The organism is Kluyvera sp. EC_51 (assembly GCF_019584505.1).
Lineage (GTDB): Bacteria > Pseudomonadota > Gammaproteobacteria > Enterobacterales > Enterobacteriaceae > Kluyvera > Kluyvera sichuanensis.
This window is the reverse complement of the sequence record NZ_VDAG01000002.1, coordinates 1-22,433: the sequence shown is the minus strand read 5'-3', so window position 1 is coordinate 22,433 and position 22,433 is coordinate 1. Positions and strand designations below refer to the sequence as shown.

The window sequence follows — 22,433 nt, the reverse complement described above, 5'->3', positions numbered from 1 at the left end:
GGATGAACAGGTTCACCCGCCCGAACGATTACTTCACGTCCTGAATTTTCTTAATTAAATCCTGATGGTCTTTACCGTATTTATCGCGCACGGATTGAGTAGCGTTATAAAAGTATTCGGTGTCGATATTATGGAATTGAACGCCGTTGGCCTTCATCGTTTCGAGGGATTTTTCGTTATAGACTTGCCAAAGTTGACGCTGTTCCATCTGCGCCTCTTTCGCCAGATTGAGAATTAACTGCTGGTCCTCTTTTTTCAACTTATCCCATTTTGGTTTTGAAAACAGGAACAGTTCAGGAATAATAAAGTGTTTACTCCAGGTATAGTTTTTCGCTACCGGTAAATAGTTATGGGCTACAAAGGTTGGCGGGTTATTTTCCGTGCCGTCAATGACGCCGGTTTGCATGCCGCTGAACACTTCGCTGGTTCCCATAGCAACGGCGTTAGCGCCCATCGCTTTTAAGGTATCCAGCGCTACCGGGCTGGTCTGTACGCGAATTTTCATCCCTTTAAGGTCTTCCGGTTTGGCGACCGGTTCTTTGGTGATGAGGTTACGAGTACCGGCATCCATCCAACCGAGGAACACCAGTCGAGACTTGCTATTACCGGTCAGACGATCGCCAATTTCCTGTCCAATCATACCATCAAGTACCTGATGCATATGGTTTTCGTCACGGAAAATATAGGGCAGGGTAAAGACGTTTATCTCAGGCAGAATCGCTGCAACCGGGGCCATGGATACACGGATAATATCAATCGCACCTAATTGCGCCTGCTCAATCATCTGCTTTTCATCGCCGAGAACGCCGCCAGGGAAGGTTTTAATATCAAGACGGCCCTGGGTCGCGGTACTGAGTTTCTCCCCCATATGTTTTACGGCGACTACGTTCGGATAATCGGCGGGATGGACGTCAGCGGCGCGTAATGTTTGCGCGAGAGCCGTGTGGGCAGTCAATATTAAGGTCGAACCAATGCACAAGCTTAACAGTGTTTTTGTCAATTTCATTTTCCTTCTCCAGACACGTATTAATATCCATTAATAGAGAAAAACAGAGTAAGAACCGCCCCTGGGAAAGGGCAGTGAAAAAGGGTCTTAATGCTGCTCGTTGTGCAGGTTAATGAATGTAACCAATTATTTCGCTGACGATGTTCACAAAAAATGATGTCGAAAGTATGAATTTGGAACAATGTTTCAAAAGTGTTTGTGGGATCGACTTATTGGCAGGTTGATAAACTTGGATTTGTTTTTTGTATGTTAGGTGGCTATTTATATTGTGAGTAATAATATAAAAGTCGTAGGGCTGTGTAATTGCAGTTGTTGGGACGTTTACGGCTGGAGAGGGAGGGATTTGTCCCCTGCAGGAATCGAACCTGCAACTAGCCCTTAGGAGGGGCTCGTTATATCCATTTAACTAAGGGGACAGAGCGCGCCGAGTATAGCGTTTTTTGTGCGCCTGGGTAAGTGCTCGGCCGCTCGACTGCTCAAACACTCGCCATTCAGAGTTGATTCTTCTCATCTTTTTGTCGCTTTCCTTCCTGTTCAGACGCTAAGCGCACTTTTTCCTTACGTGCGTTGCTCATATCATTACGGATCTGTGCATGGCTCATCAGGGCGAAAATAAAGGTGCCACCGCAGATATTGCCGGCGAGAGTTGGCAGGGCGAAAGGCCAGATAAAATCCCCCCAGTGGAGCGTGCCGCTGAATACCAGATAGAGTATTTCGACCGAGCCGACGACAATATGGGTGGTATCTCCCAGCGCGATAAGCCAGGTCATCAGGATGATGACCACGATTTTTGCCGCCCCTGCGGAAGGGAACATCCAGACCATCGTCGCAATCAGCCACCCTGATATAATGGCGTTTGAAAACATCTCTATTGGGCTGTTCTTCATCACGTCCATGCCGATTTTGGTGAAGGCATCGCGCGTCGGTTCATCAAAAATAGGCATATATTCAAACGCCCATGCTGCGATTCCCGTTCCGATAATATTCCCGAGAAGCACCACCCCCCACAGCCTCATCAGTAAACCAACGTTGCCCAACGTCGGTTTTTGCATCACGGGCAGTACGGCGGTGACGGTATTTTCGGTAAAGAGCTGCTGGCGGGCCATAATGACGATGATAAAACCGAAGGTATAGCCAAGGTTCTCAAGAAGAAAACTGCCGGGCAGGCCCTCAAGCTGAACGTGAAAAATACCTTTTGCGAGCAACGATGCGCCCATCGATAGCCCGGCGGCGATGGCGGACCACAGCAGTGCCATTGCATCACGCTCCATCTCCTTTTCGCCCTCCTGGCGAATGTGCTCATGAATCGCCATGGCGCGAGAGGGGAGCCGGTCTTCATTCACTTCAATGCTTTTCCCTTGCTGTTTTTCTTCGCTTTCAACTGCTATTTCGTCATGGTGGCGGTCTATGGTCTCTCTTTTGAGTTCATCCATCGCGGTGGCCCTGAAATAAGCACATATAGCCTAAGCGTAGCGGGTTACAGACAATGCAGGTTTGGCGCTATTCTGAAATACTGACGTTATTGCAAAGATTTAATTGCGCCAGGCAGGCATGGCGTGCCGCAGCCCCGGCTTTACCAGGCTATGATAAAATCAACAAAACTTGGCTATATAGACATCGTCCGATGGGCTGTTACAATCGCTCACATCTAAACAGGCGGATACGTAAACGTGCCGCATGGATGGCAATCAGCGATAGCCATAATCAACAGGGAGACATTTATGAAGCTTCGCCTGTCGGCGCTTGCGCTCGGGACGACACTGCTGGTGGGCTGTGCGAGTTCCGGTACAGAACAGCAGGGGCGTTCAGACCCCTTCGAAGGTTTTAACCGCACGATGTACAGCTTCAACTTCAACGTGCTGGACCCGTATGTCGTTCGTCCAGTCGCCGTCGCCTGGCGTGACTATGTTCCGCAACCTGCGCGTAATGGCCTCAGTAACTTCACCAGCAACCTGGAAGAGCCAGCGACGATGGTGAACTACTTCTTACAGGGCGACCCGTACCAGGGGATGGTGCACTTTACCCGCTTCTTCCTCAACACTATTCTGGGGATGGGTGGCTTTATCGACGTGGCGGGTATGGCTAACCCGAAACTGCAGCGCGTCCAGCCGCACCGCTTTGGCAGCACGCTGGGCCATTACGGCGTAGGCTATGGTCCGTATCTGCAACTGCCGTTTTACGGCAGCTTCACGCTGCGTGAAGACGGTGGTGATTTCGCGGATACCACCTATCCGGTTCTCTCCTGGCTGACCTGGCCGATGTCTATCGGTAAGTGGATGGTTGAAGGGGTAGAAACGCGTGCACAGCTGCTCGACTCCGACGGTCTGCTGCGCCAGTCTTCCGATCCGTACATTATGGTGCGTGAAGCCTACTTCCAGCAGCATGACTTTATCGCCAGCGGCGGTAAGCTGAAGCCGGAAGAGAACCCGAACGCGCAGGCAATTCAGGGTGACCTGAAAGATATCGATTCCGAATAGCGGATTGATGGCAATAAAAAAGGGTGAACGTGATGTTCACCCTTTTTTTATGTCGGCAGGATATCAGAAGCGATAGTTAAAGTTGGTACCGAACAGCCAGGCTTTACCTTCGGATTTGAAGGTGTAGTCGCCTTCTTTAATGGTGACGTCCTGACCGTGCATATAGGATGCGCCGAAGTCGATAGAAGCGTCATCGTTAAAGGCATAGGTCGTACCGGCGCTAATCCAGAAGCGGTCCTGATCTGGAATGGAGATAGAACGGTTATCTGCTGGAACCGGGCTATCGTCAAATGCGATACCGGTACGGAAGGTCCAGTTCTTATCGTAGTAGTAGGTGGTACCCAGTGCGATACGGTAAGCATCTTTGAAGCCTTCTTCTTTATAGAAGAGTTGCTGGCCGTTTGAACCGGTAGCTTTCAGCTCCTGGAACTGGCTCCAGCTGGTATAGGCGATGCTGTAGTGGATAGCCCACTGCGGATCGACGCGGTTATAACCGGAGACTTCCCACATTTCAGGCAGGTTCAGGGTCAGAGAGCCAGGGATGGTGGCGCCGCTGGTGCCGTATGGTGTACCTGCAGGTAATCCACCGTTATATTGGCTATTAATTGAGCTCTTATAATCGCCGTCAAAGTCGATTTTGACTTCAGAGCGGTACGTCAGACCCCAGCGGTTATTTTTGTCCAGCTCATATAAGATACCTGCGTTCCAGCCATAGCCCCATTCATCACCTTTAAGATAGGCAATTTGAGAATCGTAGCCAGTAACGCCAGACCCAGGTACTTGGCCTAATAAGAGGCTTGACTCGCCAGCGTAACGCTCAATTTTTGCTTTGGCGTAGACAGCATCAAAGCCCAGACCGAAGCTCCAGTTGCTGCTCAGGCGGTAGGCACCGCTCAGATTAAGGTTAATGGTCTGAAGGTCTGTCGTACCGCCATACATGCCAGCAGCATAGTTATTATTGAATTCGGTCGCCAGACCATAGTTGGAGGTTACCGAAGCGCCCCAGCCAAACTGTTCGTTAATAGGCATAACGAAGTGCATGTTAGGAACCCATGCGGTTGGTGCAATATTATCGGCATCGGTGCTTTTTTTCGTTTTTGGTGCGGTACCCGAGATATTTACATCCGGATCGATAAACACCGCACCGATAGAAAACTCCGGGCGGTCGAACATCATAATCAGCGCCGGGTTACGGCTAGCATTACCCGCATCATCTGCGATAGCACCTTCGCCGGAATAGGCACGGCCCAGACCAGAGGCTGAGAATTCATTTAGCTGGAAGCCTGCGGACCAGGCTTGAGTTGAAACAAGTGCCACTGCGACAGCAAGAGCAGACTTCGTATAACGGGTTTTCTGGCTCATGACCATAACCTCATTGAGTTATTTTTATACAAACAATGTTACATGTAGTAACAGAAGCGCGAAGTGTAGGGGCTGGACTACGACAGAGAAATCAGACCAGTGACGAGAGTATAGGTCTGACCAGCTGGTATGTTGCAATATTGTTTATTAATTTTTTCTGAGATGTTGTTTGAAACGGGATCTGGTTGGCAAAATTGCGGGTCTTGTCATAGGGGGAGAAACACTAAATTTGTTTTAGATCATTTTTAATTGTGATTTCGGTCACTTAACGTCAGAGATCACATTCTCGACTGGAGGCGAAAAGCGGGTGGACGTAAAATATGCTCATCGTTTATCTGGCACCTTGAGTGCACAAAACAGAGGAAATCTACAATGAGCAAATGTAGTGCTGATGAAACCCCGGTTTGCTGCTGCATGGACGTGGGTACCATTATGGACAACTCCGACTGCACCGCTTCCTATAGCCGTGTATTCGCCAACCGTGCCGACGCAGAAGCAACGCTGGCCGCGCTGTCAGAAAAAGCCCGTAGCGTAGAATCTGAACCCTGCAAAATTACCGCTGACTTCAAAGAAGTCGAAGGCGGCGTGCAGCTGGATATCGATTTTGTCTTCGCCTGCGAAGCTGAAACGCTGATCTTCCAGCTGGGCCTGCGTTAATCGCGCCCCTGCACAACGACGTTAAATAACGCCCCTGTTACGCTGGTAACAGGGGCGTTTTCTTTTGTTCTCAGTGTGTTTTAGCTCCCAATTTTTTCTCTCCCCGATTGGCTAAGTGTAATAAATTAGTTAAAACTGTTATCAGGTCAGACCACTTGATTTTATTCCGTTAACAGGGGAGAGTTATGAGTCAGGCGTTACCGCTTATCACCCGTCAGGGCGAACGCATTGCTATAGTCAGTGGATTACGTACCCCGTTTGCCCGACAGGCGACCGCTTTTCACGGCGTTCCCGCCGTCGACCTCGGTAAAATGGTCGTGGGTGAAATGCTGGCCCGTAGCGAAATCTCCCCTGACGTTATCGAACAGTTAGTCTTTGGCCAGGTGGTGCAGATGCCCGCCGCGCCGAATATCGCTCGTGAAATTGTGCTGGGTACCGGCATGAATGTGCATACCGATGCCTACAGCGTCAGCCGTGCCTGCGCCACCAGCTTCCAGGCGGTGGCAAACGTTGCGGAAAGCCTGATGGCAGGCACCATCCGCGCCGGGATTGCGGGCGGGGCCGACTCTTCCTCGGTGCTGCCTATCGGCGTGAGCAAAAAACTGGCGCGTACGCTGGTGGATGCCAACAAAGCCCGTACCCTGGGCCAGAAACTCAAACTCTTCTCTCGACTGCGCCTGCGTGACCTGATGCCGGTGCCTCCGGCTGTGGCGGAATACTCGACCGGCCTGCGGATGGGTGACACCGCGGAGCAAATGGCGAAAACCTACGGCATCACCCGTGAGCAGCAGGATGCGCTGGCTAACCGCTCGCATCAACTGGCGGCGCAGGCCTGGGCGGCTGGAAAATTGACTGATGAGGTCATGACGGCCTACTCGCCGCCGTACCGCAACCCGCTGGAGCAGGATAACAACATCCGTGCAAACTCTACGCTTGCCGATTACGCCAAGCTGCGTCCAGCATTTGACCGTCAGCATGGCACGGTGACGGCGGCCAACAGCACGCCGTTAACCGACGGTGCGGCTGCGGTTATCCTGATGACCGAATCCCGTGCGAAAGAGTTGGGGCTGGTGCCGTTGGGTTATCTGCGCAGCTACGCTTTTACCGCCATTGATGTCTGGCAGGATATGCTGCTGGGGCCGGCGTGGTCCACGCCGCTGGCTCTGAATCGCGCAGGGCTGACCTTTGCCGACCTCACGCTTATCGATATGCATGAAGCCTTTGCCGCTCAGACGCTGGCGAATATTCAGTGCCTGGCGAGCGAAAAATTTGCCCGCGAAGTGCTCGGGCGCAGCCACGCTACCGGTGAGGTTGATGAAAGTAAATTCAACGTCCTGGGCGGTTCAATTGCCTACGGTCACCCGTTTGCGGCGACCGGCGCACGTATGATCACCCAAACCCTGAACGAACTGCGCCGCCGTGGCGGTGGGTTCGGGCTGGTGACGGCGTGTGCGGCGGGCGGGTTAGGTGCGGCAATGGTTCTGGAGGCTGAATAATGGAAATGAAATCCGCATTTACGCTCACCGTGCGCCCGGACAACGTGGCGGTAGTGACGATTGATGTGCCTGATGAAAAGATGAACACCCTGAAGGCTGAGTTTGGTGGCCAGGTGCGTGCGATCCTCAAACAGATCAGAGAAAACAAAGCGCTGCAGGGCGTGGTGCTGATCTCCGCGAAGGCAGATAACTTTATCGCCGGGGCGGATATTAATATGATTGGCCGCTGTAAAAGCGCACAGGAAGCGGAATCCCTCGCCCGTCAGGGGCAGCAGGTGATGGCTGAAATTCACAGCCTGTCGATCCCTGTAGTCGCGGCGATACACGGAGCTTGTCTTGGTGGCGGGCTGGAGCTGGCGTTAGCCTGCCATGCGCGTATTTGCTCAGACGATGGGCGAACCGTTTTGGGATTGCCGGAAGTACAGCTTGGTCTGCTGCCGGGATCCGGCGGCACCCAGCGTTTACCGCGTTTGATTGGCGTCAGCACGGCGCTGGATATGATTCTCACTGGCAAGCAGCTTCGTGCTCGTCAGGCGCTGAAAGCCGGGTTGGTGGATGAGGTTGTGCCGCACTCAATTCTGCTGGAGGCTGCAGCGGAGTACGCCCGTAAACCGCACCACGAACATCGTCGTTTGCCGGTACGCGAGCGCATTCTGGCGGGGCCGCTGGGGCGCAATCTGCTGTTTAGCATGGCCGCCAAAAAGACGGCACAAAAAACCCAGGGTAACTACCCGGCGACCGATAAAATTCTGCAGGTTATTGAAACCGGCCTGGCGCACGGCGTGAACAGCGGCTACGAGGCGGAAGCGCGCGCGTTTGGTGAGCTGGCAATGACGCCGCAGTCTAAAGCGCTGCGTAGCATTTTCTTTGCTAGTACCGATATCAAAAAAGATCCCGGTGCCGTTGTTGCTCCTGGCCCGCTGCGTTCGGTAGGCGTGCTGGGCGGTGGATTAATGGGTGGCGGCATAGCCTATGTCACAGCGGTAAAAGGCAAATTGCCAGTACGCATTAAAGATATTAACGCCAACGGGATTAACCATGCGTTGAAGTACAGCTGGGATCAGCTTGAACAAAAAGTGCGCCGTCGCCATATGAAAGCAGCGGAGCGTGACGCACAACTGGCGCTGATCTCCGGCAGCACCGACTACCGGGGTTTTGCCCATCGCGATCTGGTGATAGAGGCGGTATTTGAAGATTTAGCGCTCAAGCAGAAGATGGTGGGTGAGATTGAACAGTATTGCGCGCCACACACTATTTTTGCTTCGAATACCTCATCTTTACCGATTGGCGATATTGCAGCCTTGGCCCAACGGCCTGAACAGGTTATCGGCCTGCATTTTTTCAGCCCGGTTGAAAAAATGCCGTTGGTCGAGGTAATTCCCCATGCTGGAACCTCAGAGCAGACAATTGCGACCACCGTGAAGCTTGCCAAGAAACAGGGCAAAACGCCGATTGTGGTCGCAGATAAAGCGGGATTCTACGTTAACCGCATTCTTGCGCCCTATATCGCCGAGGCCATGCGCATGCTGGTGGACGGTGAAAATGTTGAACATATTGATAATGCACTGGTTAAATTTGGTTTCCCGGTTGGGCCTATTCAGTTGCTCGACGAAGTAGGTATCGACACCGGCACCAAAATTCTGCCTATTCTTGAAGCCGCCTACGGCGAGCGTTTTAGCGCACCTGCAACGTTGATTCAGGCAATTTTGAATGACGATCGCAAAGGTAGAAAAAATGGTCGCGGTTTCTATCTTTATGGTGCGAAAGGGCGTAAAAGCAAGAAACAGGTCGATAGCGCGGTCTATTCCCTCCCGGGAATGTCGGCTCGGCGTAGCCAGTGTTCGGCTGAGCAAGTGGCTGAACGCTGCGTGATGCTGATGCTGAATGAAGCGGCGCGTTGTCGTGATGAAGGCGTGATCCGTAGCGCCCGTGACGGCGATATCGGCGCGGTCTTTGGCATTGGTTTTCCACCGTTCCTCGGTGGCCCGCTGCGCTATATGGATTCATTAGGCGCGGGTGAGGTAGTTGCCCGGTTGCAACGATTGGCTACACAGTATGGTTCGCGATTTACCCCATGCGAGGCACTCGTGCAGCGGGCGGAGCGCGGCGATACCTTTTGGCCAGGTGATGAAACAGATTCACTGAGCTGAGGTCAAAGGTATTGAACCCAGATGAAATGCATGGTTTTTGGCTATTTTGTAAACGGATGTTGACTATACTTACACCAGTAAGGTAAAAATCAGCGTTTCATTCAGTGAATGGATAAGGCACAATGCCCGGCTACCGCGTCACCGTTATGGTGACGTTGGTGCTTCTGGTCAACAAAAGCGGTGCAATATGCAAGTTTTTATTATGCGTCACGGCGACGCTGCCCTCGATGCAGCCAGTGACTCGGTTCGTCCTCTCACCGGTTGTGGTTGTGATGAATCTCGTCAGATGGCAACCTGGTTGAAAGACCAAAATGTGAATATCGATCGTGTTCTGGTGAGCCCGTTCCTGCGTGCGGAGCAGACGCTCGAAGTGGTAGGGGAGTGCGTTAACCTGCCAAAAGAGGTGGATGTTCTGCCTGAGCTCACGCCATGCGGCGATATCGGCCTGGTCAGCGCCTATCTTCAGGCGTTAGCCAATGAAGGGACTTCATCGGTGCTGGTGATTTCTCACCTGCCGCTGGTGGGTTATCTGGTTGCTGAACTGTGCCCAGGCGAAGTTCCGCCGATGTTTACCACCTCCGCCATTGCCAGCGTCACCCTTGACGCTAACGGACAAGGTGTCCTGAACTGGCAAATGAGCCCGTGCAATCTGAAAATGGCGAAAGCGATTTAATCGTTTTTTACCCAGCTTGATGGCTGGGTAATGTCAATTTTCCCTGTAGCCCGGACGAGGCGTTTACGCCGACTCCGGGAATCTGTCAGGGGAGTTCTGGCGGCAGCCACTCTTCCACTTCAATCAGCACCAGCAGCGCGGCATCTCCACCGTACTCTTTCGATGCCTGATGAAACGCCATCACGTGCGGATGCTGAGCCAACCACAGCGGCGTTTGCTGCTTCAGAATATGCTTGCCGTGGCCGTGCATCACGCAGGCGCAGAACACATGTTCCCGGCGACAGGCGGCAATCAGCGCGCCCAGTTCCTGCTTGGCCTGCATCTGCGTTAACCCGTGCAGGTCGAGAAACAGCTCCGGTGAATAGTCACCTCGGCGCAGCTTTTTCAACTCAAAGTGGCTGACATCTTCGCGCACGTATTTGACCGGGCCGTTGGTATTGAGCAGCGGCTGGAATTCGTCGGAAAAGTAGTGGCTGTTGTCTGCTTGCTCTTGTAACAGGCGCTTTGGCGGCACTTCGCTTATCTTTTTACGTATCGGGCGATGCACGATGGTGTCCTGCTTAATTTTGCGGGTGCCCGTCATTAGCTGCTGGAAGAGTGCCTGATCCTCCTCGCTCAGTGAATTTTTGTTCTTCATTATTGATTCTTCTCAATTCGCCTTTTCCCTTAGTTTACCTTTTCACGCTGCTCCCTGCAGCGAAAACGCTTTTTTCCCCGCACCCTACGCAAGAATGCTGATTTATCGCCGCCTTCATGGCAAACTAGCCGCCGAATTTACCCCGACGCATGCCCCTGGAGGACAATGTGGATAAGATTTTTGTTGATGAAGCAGTCAATGAGCTGCATACCATTCAGGACATGCTCCGCTGGGCGGTAAGCCGCTTCAGCGCGGCCGAGATCTGGTACGGTCACGGCACCGATAACCCGTGGGATGAAGCGGTGCAACTGGTGCTGCCGACGCTCTACCTGCCGCTGGATATTCCAGAAGATATGCGCAGCGCGCGCCTGACCACCACGGAAAAACAGCTGATCGTTGAACGCGTGATCCGTCGCGTGAACGAGCGTATTCCGGTGGCATACCTGACTAACAAAGCCTGGTTCTGCGGCCACGAATTCTACGTTGACGATCGCGTGCTGGTGCCGCGATCCCCCATTGGTGAGCTGATTAACAACCGCTTTGCGGGCCTGATTAACCATCGTCCTGAGCATATTCTTGATATGTGCACCGGCAGCGGCTGCATCGCGATTGCCTGCGCCTACGCTTTCCCGGAAGCGGAAGTGGACGCCATTGACGTCTCCCCTGAAGCCCTGGCCGTCACCGAATTCAACATTGAAGAACACGGCATGATCCATAACGTCACGCCGATCCGTTCCGATCTGTTCCGTGATGCGCCGCAGCTGCAATACGATTTGATCGTCACCAACCCACCGTACGTGGATGAAGAAGATATGTCTGACCTGCCGTCAGAATATCGCCACGAACCGGAGTTGGGTCTGGCTTCCGGCGCAGATGGCCTGCACCTGACCCGTCGTATTCTCGGCTGCGCGCCGGATTACCTCACCGACGACGGTATTCTGATTTGTGAAGTGGGTAACAGCATGGTACATCTGATGGACCAATACCCGGATGTTCCGTTCACCTGGCTCGAGTTTGATAACGGCGGTGACGGCGTCTTTATGCTGACCAAAGCGCAGCTGATTGCCGCGCAGGATCATTTCGCCCAGTACAAAGACTGATTAATCCAGCACGCAACAACAGAACAACGATAACGGAGTCGTGATGGCAGGAAATACAATTGGACAACTCTTTCGTGTAACGACCTTTGGCGAGTCGCACGGCATCGCGCTGGGCTGCATCGTTGACGGTGTGCCTCCGGGCATCCCGTTAACCGAAGCTGACCTGCAGCACGACCTTGACCGTCGCCGCCCGGGCACGTCGCGTTACACCACCCAGCGTCGCGAACCGGATCAGGTGAAAATCCTCTCCGGCGTGTTCGAAGGGGTGACCACCGGTACCAGCATTGGTCTGCTGATTGAAAACACCGATCAACGTTCGCAGGACTACGGCGCCATTAAAGACGTCTTCCGTCCGGGGCACGCAGACTACACCTACGAACAGAAATACGGCCTGCGCGACTATCGCGGCGGCGGCCGTTCTTCTGCCCGTGAAACGGCGATGCGCGTAGCGGCAGGGGCGATTGCCAAGAAATTTCTTGCGGCGAAATTCGGTATCGTTATTCGCGGTTGTTTAACCCAGATGGGTGACATTCCGCTGGCGATCAAAGATTGGGATCAGGTAGAACAGAACCCGTTCTTCTGCCCGGACCCGGATAAGATTGAAGCGCTGGACGAACTGATGCGCGGCCTCAAAAAAGAGGGCGACTCTATTGGTGCTAAGGTGACCGTAGTGGCGGATGGCGTGCCTGCAGGCCTTGGCGAACCGGTGTTTGACCGTCTGGATGCGGACATCGCCCACGCGATGATGAGCATCAACGCGGTGAAAGGCGTGGAGATTGGCGATGGCTTTGAGGTGGTGAAACTGCGCGGCAGCGAAAACCGCGACGAAATCACCAAAGCCGGTTTCCAGAGCAACCACGCGGGCGGCATTCTGGGCGGTATCAGCAGCGGTCAGCAGATCGTGGCGAATATTGCGCTGAAGCCGACTTCCAGCATTACTGTACCGGGCAAAACGCTGAACCGCTTTGGCGAAGAAGTGGAGATGATCACCAAAGGTCGTCACGATCCTTGCGTGGGCATCCGCGCGGTACCCATTGCTGAAGCGATGCTGGCGATTGTCCTGATGGATCACTTTATGCGCCAACGCGCGCAGAACGCCGATGTGACAACGTCGATTCCACGCTGGTAAACATGAAAAAAACCGTTATTGCGCTGCTGGCTCTGGTGGCCAGCGGCACGGCGCTGGCGGCAACGCCGTGGCAGAAAATCACCCAGCCTATCAGCGGCAGCGCGCAGTCTATTGGCGCGTTTGCCAACGGTTGTATCGTGGGCGCACAGGCGCTACCGCTGCAATCAGACACCTATCAGGTGATGCGTACCGACCAGCGCCGCTACTTTGGTCACCCGGATCTGGTGCAGTTTATCCAGCGTCTGGGCAACCAGGTACAGCAGCATGGGATGGGCACGATGCTGATTGGTGATATGGGGATGCCTGCCGGTGGGCGCTTTAACGGCGGACACGCCAGCCACCAGAGCGGGCTGGATGTCGATATTTTCCTGCAGCTACCGAAGGCGCGCTGGAGTTCAGCCCAATTGCTGAAACCCCAGGCGCTGGATTTAGTCAGCGCGGATGGTAAACACGTGGTCCCGACGCTGTGGAAACCGGAAATCGGCCAACTGATTAAGCTCGCTGCCGAAGACCGTGAAGTGACGCGCATTTTTGTTAACCCAGCTATTAAACAACAGCTTTGCCTCGACGCGGGTAACGACCGCGACTGGCTGCGTAAAGTTCGCCCGTGGTTCCAGCATCGTGCGCATATGCACGTCCGCCTGAAGTGCCCTGCGAACAGCCTTGAGTGTGAAGAGCAGGCACTGCCCCCGGCTGGAGACGGCTGCGGCGCTGAACTGCAAAGCTGGTTTGAACCGCCAAAACCTGGCGCCACTAAGCCTGTGAAGAAGACGCCTCCTCCGTTGCCGCCTTCCTGCCAGGCGCTACTGGACGAACACGTACTCTAATGGACAGCTTCTCCGCACTATTTATGGTTGAACCACTGATGCTGGTGGTCCTTTTCTTTACTGCGATTCTGGCGGGTTTTATTGATTCACTGGCGGGCGGCGGTGGTTTACTGACCGTACCGGCACTAATGGCAGCAGGCATGCCGCCCGCGCAGGCGTTGGCAACCAACAAGCTGCAGGCCTGTGGCGGTTCGCTATCCGCCTCACTCTATTTTGTTCGCCGCAAAGTGGTAAATCTAGCGGACCAAAAGCTCAATATCCTGATGACCTTTATCGGCTCGATGACCGGTGCGCTGCTGGTGCAATACGTGCAGTCGGAAATCTTGCGCCAAATTCTGCCGCTGCTGGTGATAGGTATCGGTCTTTATTTCCTGCTGATGCCGAAGCTTGGCGAAGCTGACCGCCAACAGCGCCTCTATGGTCTGCCGTTCGCGCTAGTGGCCGGCGGCTGCGTCGGTTTCTACGACGGCTTTTTTGGCCCCGGCGCAGGGTCTTTCTACGCGTTAGCATTCGTCACGCTGATGGGTTTCAACCTCGCTAAATCTACCGCACACGCCAAGGTTCTTAACGCTACCTCTAACGTGGGGGGGCTGCTGCTATTCATTATTGGTGGCAAGGTGATCTGGGCAACCGGCTTTGTGATGATGGTTGGGCAGTTTTTCGGTGCTCGTATGGGTTCCCGTCTGGTGCTAAGTAAAGGGCAGACGCTGATTCGCCCGATGATCGTGGTGGTTTCCGCAGTGATGAGCGCGAAGCTGCTGTATGACAGCCATGGACAGCAGATTATGCATTGGTTAGGGATGAATTAATGACGAACACACACGATTACCAGCAGCTGGTGACGATTTTCGATGGCTGCTTTGCCGATGAGTTTAATACTCGTCTGATTAAAGGTGACGACGAACCTATTTATCTTCCAGCGGACGCCGAGGTGCCCTATAACCGTATCGTCTTCGCGCACGGCTTTTTCGCCAGCGCGCTGCATGAAATCTCACACTGGTGTATTGCCGGTAAAGCAAGACGTGAACAGGTTGATTTTGGTTACTGGTACTGCCCGGACGGGCGCGATGCCAAAACCCAGGGGCAGTTTGAAGACGTTGAGGTGAAGCCGCAGGCGTTTGACTGGTTGTTCTGCGTGGCGGCGGGCTTCCCGTTCAACGTTAGCTGCGACAACCTGGAAGGTGACTTTGAACCGGACCGTATCGTCTTCCAGCGGCGTGTACACGCGCAGGTGATGACCTATCTGACGCAAGGCATTCCGTCGCGCCCGGCGGCGTTTATCAAAGCACTACAGGATTATTACCATACGCCGACCCTAACGGCGGAACAATTCCCATGGCCGGAAGATCTCTAAAGCCATGTTACCGAAAGAGGAAAGAAGATGATCGCGGAGTTTGAAGCACGCATTCTGGCGTTAATTGATGACATGGTGGAGCACGCCAGTGATGATGAGCTGTTTGCCAGCGGTTATCTGCGCGGCCATTTAACGCTCGCGGTAGCGGAGTTGGAAGAGGGCGACGACCATTCCGCAGAGGCCGTCTATCGCACTGTAGCAGGGAGTCTGGAAAAGGCTATTGGGGCGGGCGAACTCACGCCGCGTGACCAGGCGTTGGTTAAGTCGATGTGGGACTCGCTGTTCCAGAAAGGTACACGGTAATGTCTTTGAGATAACTGTCCAGGTTATAGATGACATACTGTAAAGCCCCGCAAGTAACGAATGCTTGCGGGGTTTTTTGTCTTCGCGATATGCGCTTATGTTTGCAGCAAAAACGCAGGTGGTGTTGAATTATTATATTGTGTGCATAAGATGAATAGCACAAACAGTCAAAAAAAATGATATGAACAATTATCTATCCACATTCATATTTTGCAGAAAAATAAAATACATATTCTTATCAACAAGCTAGTTGGCTAATATATTTTTGCGCCTAATAATTATACCTAAATCACTAATTCACTCTTGCTATATAAATAATATCCTAAAAAAAAACCTCTGTTAAGCTTTTAGCCAAGTGTAAGAATATAATATTTGACGCTCCAGACATGCCTTATATATGTGGCTGGAACAATAGAATCAATAAATATTATTGGGATGTTTAATAAAGGAATAAATGAAATGAATGATTTAATGATCAAAACCTACGTTCTGGGAAGTGTTGGCCTGCAGAAAATGCGTGGTTTTTGTAAAGACCAAAATGGTGTTACCGCAGTTGAATATGCCATCGTACTGGCGGGCGTAGCAGCAGTAGTAGCCGTTGTGTTTGGTGATAAGGGGCAGGTTCAATCGATGATAAATAGCTTATTCACCAAAGCAACAGCTGTGGTGAGTACTAATATCAAGTAAGCATGGTGTTTAAACGCTAAGTTGCTGCAAGTAAAAATACAGGCGGCGTCATATGCCGTCTGTATTTTTACAATGGAATTATACTTTTAAACATAAGTTTTATACATATGCCAAAGGGGCTGTATCACAGTACAGTTCGTGCGGTAGCTATGCATCGCTATATTTATTATTCACATAGTGAATATGCGCTCGCAAGTTATCCACTTCTATCTATTATTTCAAACTATAAATTTAATAACCAGTAGTTATTCATGATTCCAGATTCATTAACTAGGGAATGAATTGTTACAAACGTTAATTCTGAGGATATCAATGAGCAAAAAATACAAATTAATAATTAATATTGCCATGGTAATCATCGGCATTATTGGAATGGTTGTTTATTATACCGCAAATAACAATAAAGCAGTGCAACCTAACACTGATGAATCAGCGCTGGTTAAAGCAAATGAAAAACCAAAGGAAAGTATAACGGTTGCCGTAGCCCGGAAAGAGCTAAAAAAAGGGATGCGTTTAACCTCTGAGGATTTCAGGTTAGAGACGGTGCAGGTAGAGAAAGATAGCGAAGAGGTAAAGAAATTTTCGGTTAACGATATTGATAACTGGATGGTTAAGAATGATGTTGCAACGGGGGGGAAAATACCAACCGCAGTATTAGTCGCACCGGGAAGTGATGAATATATCCAAATGTCGGCTAAACCTGGAACTATTGTTTATGGTTTTGCTATTCAAAAATCAGACAGCTACCTTTTTACTAATGTTCGTGCTGGAGAAGGAGTCGATATCTATCTTGCCTACATATTGAGAGAAAGTAGGGAGGATGATGGGCAGAAAGAATCGATACCAACTGCCGATACGACGGATAGTATCAATAATAAACATTTTAAGTTAATAATGAAAGATAAAAAAATACTATCGATTACGTCGCAGGCGTCAAAAATGACGAAGATCGTTGACCAAAGCAGTCCTATAGATAATGAGGGATATATTTTAGTCGAATTGTCACCAGCTGAAGTCATGACTTTAAAAGGTCTTGAAAATAAGTCTATCTATCTGTTCCCTACGAACAAAAATCGCGGCGATATGAGTCTTGAACATTCAGTATTAGTTGGAAGTGAGGGGCAGTGGCCGGTCGATAACCGGGATATTCTATTTACAAATTCACCAGCACCGGCTCCTATAGTGGTAGAAAATATAGTACAAGAACCTCAGAATACAATAGATTCTATAAGAGAATATCGCGGGACTAGTGCTGCTAGCACCGAGATTGAAAATAAAAAATGAAATAATTAAATCTATAGGTAGCATCCCGGAGTATTACTCTTACGTAGATTAAAGACATATCTAAATGGATTTTAAACCCATACAATAACGAGAGGATGTAGTATGTTTAAAATACTTAAAGTATTTATACTTTTGCTGTTATTACCCTTCGCGATTAGCTCATCATTTGCAGAAGATATGATTTTGAAGGAAGGGCAAGCAAAAAATATCACATCAGGGCAAAAAATCGATACGGTATTTATATCTAACCCAGATATTGCAGATTACAAAGTCATTGATGGTAAAAAAGTTGTTCTATATGCTAAAAAATCAGGAAATACCGACCTTACGATTTATGGCGCAAAAGGTAAGGTTTTAAGGTTTATCACCGTAACTGTAGATTCTGTTGGGGGAACGTTAACGGCGAGGATAAATAAACAGTATCCAGGAACAAATATAAAAATTGAAAGATATATGAGCGGGGAAAAACTGACATATATCATAAAAGGTGATGTCGCGACTGAAGAAATCAGGGATGAGATATATTATACCGTCGGAAGTTTGGTTGGTGATGATAAAAAAGATAGAGAGGTCAGTTGGAGTTCACAGGATGGAGGGGATAATAAGATTGACCACCTGACTAAAAGACAGTGGGGAAATGTTATCGACCGCATGACCGTGCTCTCAACGTCGCAACAGGTTAACGTAAAACTGACTGTGGTTGAGGTCACGAAGAACTTTACGGATGCACTGGGTATCGAGTGGAGCAGCTTGACGCTTGATAGTATTATCAACGGTGGTAGTGCGGCAAATTCCGCAGGTGTTTTCAGTTTGATTGGTTTTAAAGGTGGCTTTGATGCTGGAAACATTAGTACAGTAATCAATGCCGTTAAAAATGATAGTATCGCTAGGGTACTCGCACAGCCAAATTTAACCGTACTTTCGGGAGAATACGCTAGCTTCCTGGTTGGTGGCGAAATTCCAATTGTAGTGGATAGCGGTGGCGATAGTTCTACTTCTGTGGAGTATAAAGAATACGGTATCCGACTTAACATTGGTGCAAAGGTAAATCGTAGCGACAAAATCCGCCTATTTATTTCTAATGAACTTAGTAACGTTACGGGAAGCTATACCTATAACTCTTATTCCATTCCAACAATCAATACGCGAAGAACACAGTCAACGATAGAACTTGCTGACGGCGATAGTTTTGTCATCGGCGGTTTATTAAGTGAAACCGACCGAGAATCTTTATCCAAAGTTCCTTATGTTGGCGATATTCCTATTTTTGGCGCGTTTGCTCGCAGCAGTCAATCCGAGCGGGAAAAAAGTGAATTAGTCGTTTTTGCCACCGTAAAATTAGTTAAACCTGTATCTGCATCCGAAAGCTATAAACTGCCAGTCCCTCAATTCCATAGAACCTCTGTTGATAAGCTTTTCTTTAACGTTGGTGTTGCTGAAGAACACAAAGATAGGCTGGAGAATAATGATGGCCGAGGGTTTATTTCACACGGTGGATTTATTAGATAGGTAGGTTACCGCTATGTTAGATTTAACTAAAATTAATAAGAAAAATGTCGAAAGCAGTGCCGGCTCATCAGGAACGGAAAATATTGCAATTATTACAACGCGGGAAAATATAGCATCAGGCCTGGCAACTCAAATAAGAATGAGTACAGGGATGGAAGTAACACGCGTTAATGCTTATTTCTGTGATATAACTGATGGGAAGATTATACCATCATGTAATTATATTGTTATAGACCTTGAAGGTTTTAATGACATATCAATTATTGAACAAAAAATGAAATTTTTATTTCCAATAACAACCAAAAAAATATTTGTCGGTGATACTGATTCTATTCGTTTCTGTGATGAAATGACGCGAATTGGTACTGTCTATTTACACCTTGAATCACAAATACTGATGGTTGGGAATGCGCTAAAAAAGGTCAATGAGGTTTCTGAAACTTCGAGCTATACGCAAAAAATTAGCGTCATTGGGTGTAAGGGAGGGAGTGGTACTTCACTGTTGGCCTGGAAGCTATTTAAAGCTTTTAGTGAGCTGAGTAATTTCCCCATACTTTTGGTTCAGGGCCACACTGGAACGCCAGATCTGGATTTAATCGCAGATACATCGTTAGCACGCGATGGTGTTATCACTCATCTTAACAATCATCAGGGAATTAAAATCGCCACAGAAGAGGAGTTATGGCAATTCGATGCTCCTGATTATCGAAATTATAATATTGTTATTTTTGATCATAATGTTACGACCCAGGTCAGGGATAAATTAACAGTAATTGTCCCTGGTACTGATTTTATGTTTATTGTAGTTACCAGAGAGCTAGCTTCGGTACGTAATGCACGTCTGATTATTGATGAGTTCGAGCGTATTTCACCTACTCCAGAAAATGTGAAGGAGTTGTCAAAAAATATTATTATATTGAATGAAAACCATCTTGCAAGGCCGGATGAGTTATCAAATGAGGATATTGAAAACTATCTTGGTAAAAAAATCGATATTATTCATTCGTATCTCAAAGACATGAAACAAACAAATAAAAATAACGCAATTCAAAACTTTGCGGTAAAAATGCTTGGTATCAATGATAGAGATAATTCTGGTAGCAAAAAGAGTGGCATACGATTTTTGTCCCTCTTTAAGAAAAAATGACATTTTAGTATTAGTTCAGAAAATCACTCATGGATGATTTCTTATGAATAAATCGAGTTCATTTGTCTATTTTAGACAGGAAGTTCTTAAAAGTATTGATCTTGAGCAGATTGACAGTATAAAAGAAAATAGATCAGAACTTCTTAATGAAGTGAATTCTGTTATTCGCTCGGTGATTAATGGCAACCGTACAGAAAATTATCTCTCTGCCCCTGAGCGGCAAGAGTTGTGTGAACTGGTCGTTGATGAAATAACGGGATATGGACCGTTACGAGAACTGATGGAAGATGATTCGATCAGTGATATTCTCGTCAATGGACCTAACCGTATTTTTGTTGAAAAAAAGGGGCGTCTGGAGTTATCTGAAAAACAGTTTATCAATAATGAACAGTTAACAGATATCGCAAGGAGACTTGTCGGTAAGGTGGGGCGGCGCATCGATGATTCACAACCATTGGTTGATGCGCGTATGCCTGATGGAAGTCGCTTGAACGTTGTTATTTCACCGATATCTATTGATGGCACGTCAATGTCGATACGAAAATTCGGTAAAGGAAATATAACGCTGGGAGAGTTAATAAAGTTCGGAAGCATGAATGAAATAATGGCAAATTTTTTGGTTATTGCCAGCCGTTGCCGGGTCAATATTATTGTATCGGGAGGGACAGGATCAGGAAAAACAACCTTGTTGAACGCGATGTCACAATATATTGAAGAAAGTGAACGTGTATTAACGCTTGAGGATGCGGCAGAATTAAGACTGCAACAAACACACGTGTTGAGGCTAGAGACAAGGCTTGCTGGGTCAGAAAATCAGGGGCAGATTAATATGAGAAATCTAGTAATTAACTCCCTGCGTATGCGGCCCGATCGCATTATCATCGGTGAGTGCCGCGGTGCGGAAGCTTTTGAAATGCTGCAGGCGATGAATACTGGGCACGATGGTTCCATGTCAACGCTGCACGCAAACAATCCAAGGGATGCGATAGCTCGATTAGAGAGTATGGTCATGATGGCTAATGCCGCGCTTCCGCTAATCGCTATTCGTCGTAATATCTCGACGGCGGTAAATATTGTCGTGCAGGCATCACGTTTACCCGATGGTTCAAGAAAGGTAACAAATATATCTGAATTAATGGGGATGGAAGGCGAAAATATTATTCTACAGGATATCTTTAATTTCACTGCCAATCCTGAAAGAGATGCTAATGGAATGATTACAGGTACATTCACCTGCAATGGTCTTCTTCAACGTTCTGCAGTTTATAGGCAAGCGTTAGTACATGGCTATCTTGAACCTTTACGGCAACTATTTGGGAGCAAAGTGTCATGATTATAGTATTTGTTTCAACCATTTTTCTCTTAATAGGTATTGCACAAATATACTTTTCTGCAAAAAACTCAAAAAATATAAAGAGTAAAATATTATCAACGAACATCATTGCCAGCCACGAGGATACACAGAAAAACATCATAATTTCCAATCTAGCTAACAATGCAAAATTGGTTTTAGGAAAAGTTCGTAGGAACCTTATTGGTAAAAATAGCGAGCTACTTGTTAAAACTGCAGCTATTACATTTGCGGGTGTGACGGGAGCTTTATATATCAATGCCGAGTTCTTACAGTTTGGTAACCTTACTATTGCAATAATCGTGATGATTATCATACCGTATATTCTCTATGTTAAGCAGGAAAAAAAAGTCGAACTGAATTTGAACGTGATTTTGCAGAGGCATTAAATATTATTAATAGTTCCGTGAGAGTAGGGCGACCGGTATTACAAGGGTTCGAAGAATGTGCACGAGTAATCAATAGCGATTTTGGACAGGAATTTAAGCGAGTATTAATGAGACTTGATATTGGCGATGAACCAGAACGTGTATTTATGGACTCCTATTATCGCTACCCCTACAGTGAGTACTTTTCATTTGTAATAACGGTATTAATAAATTTAAAAGGTGGTGGGCAAGTTAGCGAAGTGATGACTCGGTTAACTATGTTGATCTCTGCAAGTAAAGCCTTGGAAAGAAAAAAAATCGCCATGACGTCTGAGGCCAGGATGTCGGTAAAAGTGCTTGTGATTATACCAGTCTTCTTTTTCTTCTTTATAAAATTTGTTTCACCAGATAACTTTGACATATTAATAGGGACAGATTCAGGACGATTTATACTGTATTACGCTGTAGGTAGTATATTAACCGGAATATGGTTGGTATGGATGATGATGAATAAGGTGGGATAAACTAATGATATATGCTTTTTTCTGTGTTTTATTTGCAATTGGAATGAGAAGTATATTGTTACTTATCTATCGGCAGCGGAGGATGAAAAAAGTAGAAAAGCTAATTAACTTTTCCGCTAGAAAAGATGACCCGAAAAATATTCTTTCCTATGGTAGCAATTTAATTGAATCGCAATTAGATAAAACATTTAAAAAGAATAGTAAAATCATTTCTGCCTCTTCGGCATTGGACCAAAACATAAAAATAAAGGCTGTTTTATTTATAGTAATGGCGCTGCCGGTGATGCTGCCAACTTACTGATTTAGTGTATGATGGTGTTTTTGAGGTGCTCCAGTGGCTTCTGTTTCTATCAGCTGTCCCTCCTGTTCAGCTACTGACGGGGTGGTGCGTA

General features: G+C 48.6%; 24 protein-coding genes and 1 tRNA gene. 20 read left to right on the top strand and 5 right to left on the bottom strand.

The annotated features are described in order from the left end of the window. Positions 1-28: 28 nt before the first annotated feature. From FHC49_RS00455 to FHC49_RS00445, 3 genes are all read right to left on the bottom strand, one after another. Positions 29-1,006, bottom strand: coding sequence for a TRAP transporter substrate-binding protein (locus FHC49_RS00455; RefSeq protein ID WP_185669523.1), 978 nt, complete (start codon positions 1,004-1,006; stop codon positions 29-31). Between the two features lie 344 nt (positions 1,007-1,350). Then, positions 1,351-1,422: transfer RNA gene (locus FHC49_RS00450), tRNA-Arg, on the bottom strand. Positions 1,423-1,497: 75 nt separating this feature from the next. Beyond that, positions 1,498-2,439, bottom strand: coding sequence for a formate/nitrite transporter family protein (locus FHC49_RS00445; protein WP_220438231.1), 942 nt, complete (start codon positions 2,437-2,439; stop codon positions 1,498-1,500). 288 nt (positions 2,440-2,727) lie between these two features. Here FHC49_RS00445 and mlaA point away from each other — a divergent pair, with 288 nt between their 5' ends. Continuing rightward, positions 2,728-3,483, top strand: a complete 756-nt coding sequence (gene mlaA, locus FHC49_RS00440) for a phospholipid-binding lipoprotein MlaA (protein WP_185669525.1) — start codon at positions 2,728-2,730, stop codon at positions 3,481-3,483. 63 nt (positions 3,484-3,546) lie between these two features. Here the strand turns inward: mlaA and fadL are convergent, their stop codons facing one another. Further along, positions 3,547-4,845 carry a long-chain fatty acid transporter FadL gene (gene fadL / locus FHC49_RS00435; RefSeq protein WP_220438230.1) on the bottom strand — a complete coding sequence of 433 codons (1,299 nt, stop codon included), beginning with the start codon at positions 4,843-4,845 and terminating at the stop codon, positions 3,547-3,549. A 372-nt stretch (positions 4,846-5,217) separates the two neighbouring features. On the opposite strand from fadL, the gene FHC49_RS00430 reads away from it, so the two are divergent. The 4 genes from FHC49_RS00430 (at position 5,218) to sixA (ending at position 9,821) form a co-directional block, all read left to right on the top strand. Then, positions 5,218-5,502 carry a YfcZ/YiiS family protein gene (locus FHC49_RS00430; RefSeq protein WP_185669527.1) on the top strand — a complete coding sequence of 95 codons (285 nt, stop codon included), beginning with the start codon at positions 5,218-5,220 and terminating at the stop codon, positions 5,500-5,502. A gap of 185 nt (positions 5,503-5,687) precedes the next feature. Beyond that, complete coding sequence (gene fadI / locus FHC49_RS00425; protein ID WP_220438229.1) at positions 5,688-6,998, top strand: acetyl-CoA C-acyltransferase FadI; 1,311 nt, start codon at positions 5,688-5,690, stop codon at positions 6,996-6,998. Beyond that, on the top strand, positions 6,998-9,148 hold the full coding sequence (fadJ, locus tag FHC49_RS00420; RefSeq protein WP_220438228.1) for a fatty acid oxidation complex subunit alpha FadJ: 2,151 nt from the start codon (positions 6,998-7,000) through the stop codon (positions 9,146-9,148). The genes fadI and fadJ overlap by 1 nt, the downstream gene beginning before the upstream one ends. A gap of 187 nt (positions 9,149-9,335) precedes the next feature. After that, entirely contained in the window at positions 9,336-9,821 is a 486-nt protein-coding gene (gene sixA, locus FHC49_RS00415; protein WP_220438227.1) for a phosphohistidine phosphatase SixA, read from the top strand. An 85-nt stretch (positions 9,822-9,906) separates the two neighbouring features. On the opposite strand, the gene smrB is transcribed toward sixA, so the two are convergent. After that, a complete protein-coding gene (gene smrB, locus FHC49_RS00410) occupies positions 9,907-10,458 on the bottom strand; it encodes an endonuclease SmrB (protein WP_185669531.1) in 552 nt (183 codons plus the stop codon). A gap of 167 nt (positions 10,459-10,625) precedes the next feature. Here smrB and prmB point away from each other — a divergent pair, with 167 nt between their 5' ends. The 15 genes from prmB to FHC49_RS24545 all read left to right on the top strand — a co-directional run. Beyond that, a complete protein-coding gene (gene prmB, locus FHC49_RS00405) occupies positions 10,626-11,558 on the top strand; it encodes a 50S ribosomal protein L3 N(5)-glutamine methyltransferase (protein WP_220438226.1) in 933 nt (310 codons plus the stop codon). Between the two features lie 43 nt (positions 11,559-11,601). Then, positions 11,602-12,687 carry a chorismate synthase gene (gene aroC / locus FHC49_RS00400; protein WP_185669533.1) on the top strand — a complete coding sequence of 362 codons (1,086 nt, stop codon included), beginning with the start codon at positions 11,602-11,604 and terminating at the stop codon, positions 12,685-12,687. 2 nt (positions 12,688-12,689) lie between these two features. After that, positions 12,690-13,514 carry a penicillin-insensitive murein endopeptidase gene (gene mepA, locus FHC49_RS00395; protein WP_220438225.1) on the top strand — a complete coding sequence of 275 codons (825 nt, stop codon included), beginning with the start codon at positions 12,690-12,692 and terminating at the stop codon, positions 13,512-13,514. After that, a complete protein-coding gene (locus tag FHC49_RS00390; protein WP_185669535.1) occupies positions 13,514-14,323 on the top strand; it encodes a sulfite exporter TauE/SafE family protein in 810 nt (269 codons plus the stop codon). Before mepA ends, FHC49_RS00390 begins: the two co-directional genes overlap by 1 nt. After that, on the top strand, positions 14,323-14,868 hold the full coding sequence (locus tag FHC49_RS00385) for an elongation factor P hydroxylase (protein WP_220438224.1): 546 nt from the start codon (positions 14,323-14,325) through the stop codon (positions 14,866-14,868). The genes FHC49_RS00390 and FHC49_RS00385 overlap by 1 nt, the downstream gene beginning before the upstream one ends. A 27-nt stretch (positions 14,869-14,895) precedes the next feature. Next, complete coding sequence (locus FHC49_RS00380; protein WP_220438223.1) at positions 14,896-15,171, top strand: YfcL family protein; 276 nt, start codon at positions 14,896-14,898, stop codon at positions 15,169-15,171. A gap of 459 nt (positions 15,172-15,630) precedes the next feature. Continuing rightward, positions 15,631-15,858, top strand: coding sequence for a Flp family type IVb pilin (locus FHC49_RS00375; protein ID WP_220438222.1), 228 nt, complete (start codon positions 15,631-15,633; stop codon positions 15,856-15,858). A 312-nt stretch (positions 15,859-16,170) separates the two neighbouring features. Continuing rightward, positions 16,171-17,142: a hypothetical protein gene (locus FHC49_RS00370; protein WP_220438221.1), complete on the top strand. Its 972-nt coding sequence runs from the start codon at positions 16,171-16,173 to the stop codon at positions 17,140-17,142. Between the two features lie 102 nt (positions 17,143-17,244). Then, positions 17,245-18,651 (top strand): type II and III secretion system protein family protein, encoded by a 1,407-nt coding sequence (locus FHC49_RS00365; RefSeq protein ID WP_255581003.1) that lies wholly within the window; start codon positions 17,245-17,247, stop codon positions 18,649-18,651. Positions 18,652-18,664: 13 nt separating this feature from the next. Beyond that, the gene (locus tag FHC49_RS00360; protein WP_220438220.1) at positions 18,665-19,798 is read left to right on the top strand and encodes a hypothetical protein; all 1,134 of its coding nucleotides are present in this window, start codon (positions 18,665-18,667) and stop codon (positions 19,796-19,798) included. A gap of 43 nt (positions 19,799-19,841) precedes the next feature. After that, positions 19,842-21,131: a CpaF family protein gene (locus tag FHC49_RS00355; protein ID WP_185669541.1), complete on the top strand. Its 1,290-nt coding sequence runs from the start codon at positions 19,842-19,844 to the stop codon at positions 21,129-21,131. After that, entirely contained in the window at positions 21,128-21,538 is a 411-nt protein-coding gene (locus FHC49_RS00350) for a hypothetical protein (RefSeq protein ID WP_220438219.1), read from the top strand. Before FHC49_RS00355 ends, FHC49_RS00350 begins: the two co-directional genes overlap by 4 nt. Positions 21,539-21,555: 17 nt before the next feature. Beyond that, positions 21,556-22,041, top strand: a complete 486-nt coding sequence (locus tag FHC49_RS00345) for a type II secretion system F family protein (protein WP_220438218.1) — start codon at positions 21,556-21,558, stop codon at positions 22,039-22,041. An 82-nt stretch (positions 22,042-22,123) separates the two neighbouring features. After that, positions 22,124-22,342, top strand: a complete 219-nt coding sequence (locus FHC49_RS00340) for a hypothetical protein (RefSeq protein ID WP_220438217.1) — start codon at positions 22,124-22,126, stop codon at positions 22,340-22,342. A gap of 33 nt (positions 22,343-22,375) precedes the next feature. Then, positions 22,376-22,433 (top strand): IS1 family transposase (locus FHC49_RS24545; protein WP_097491765.1); only part of this gene is annotated, 58 nt, incomplete at its 3' end.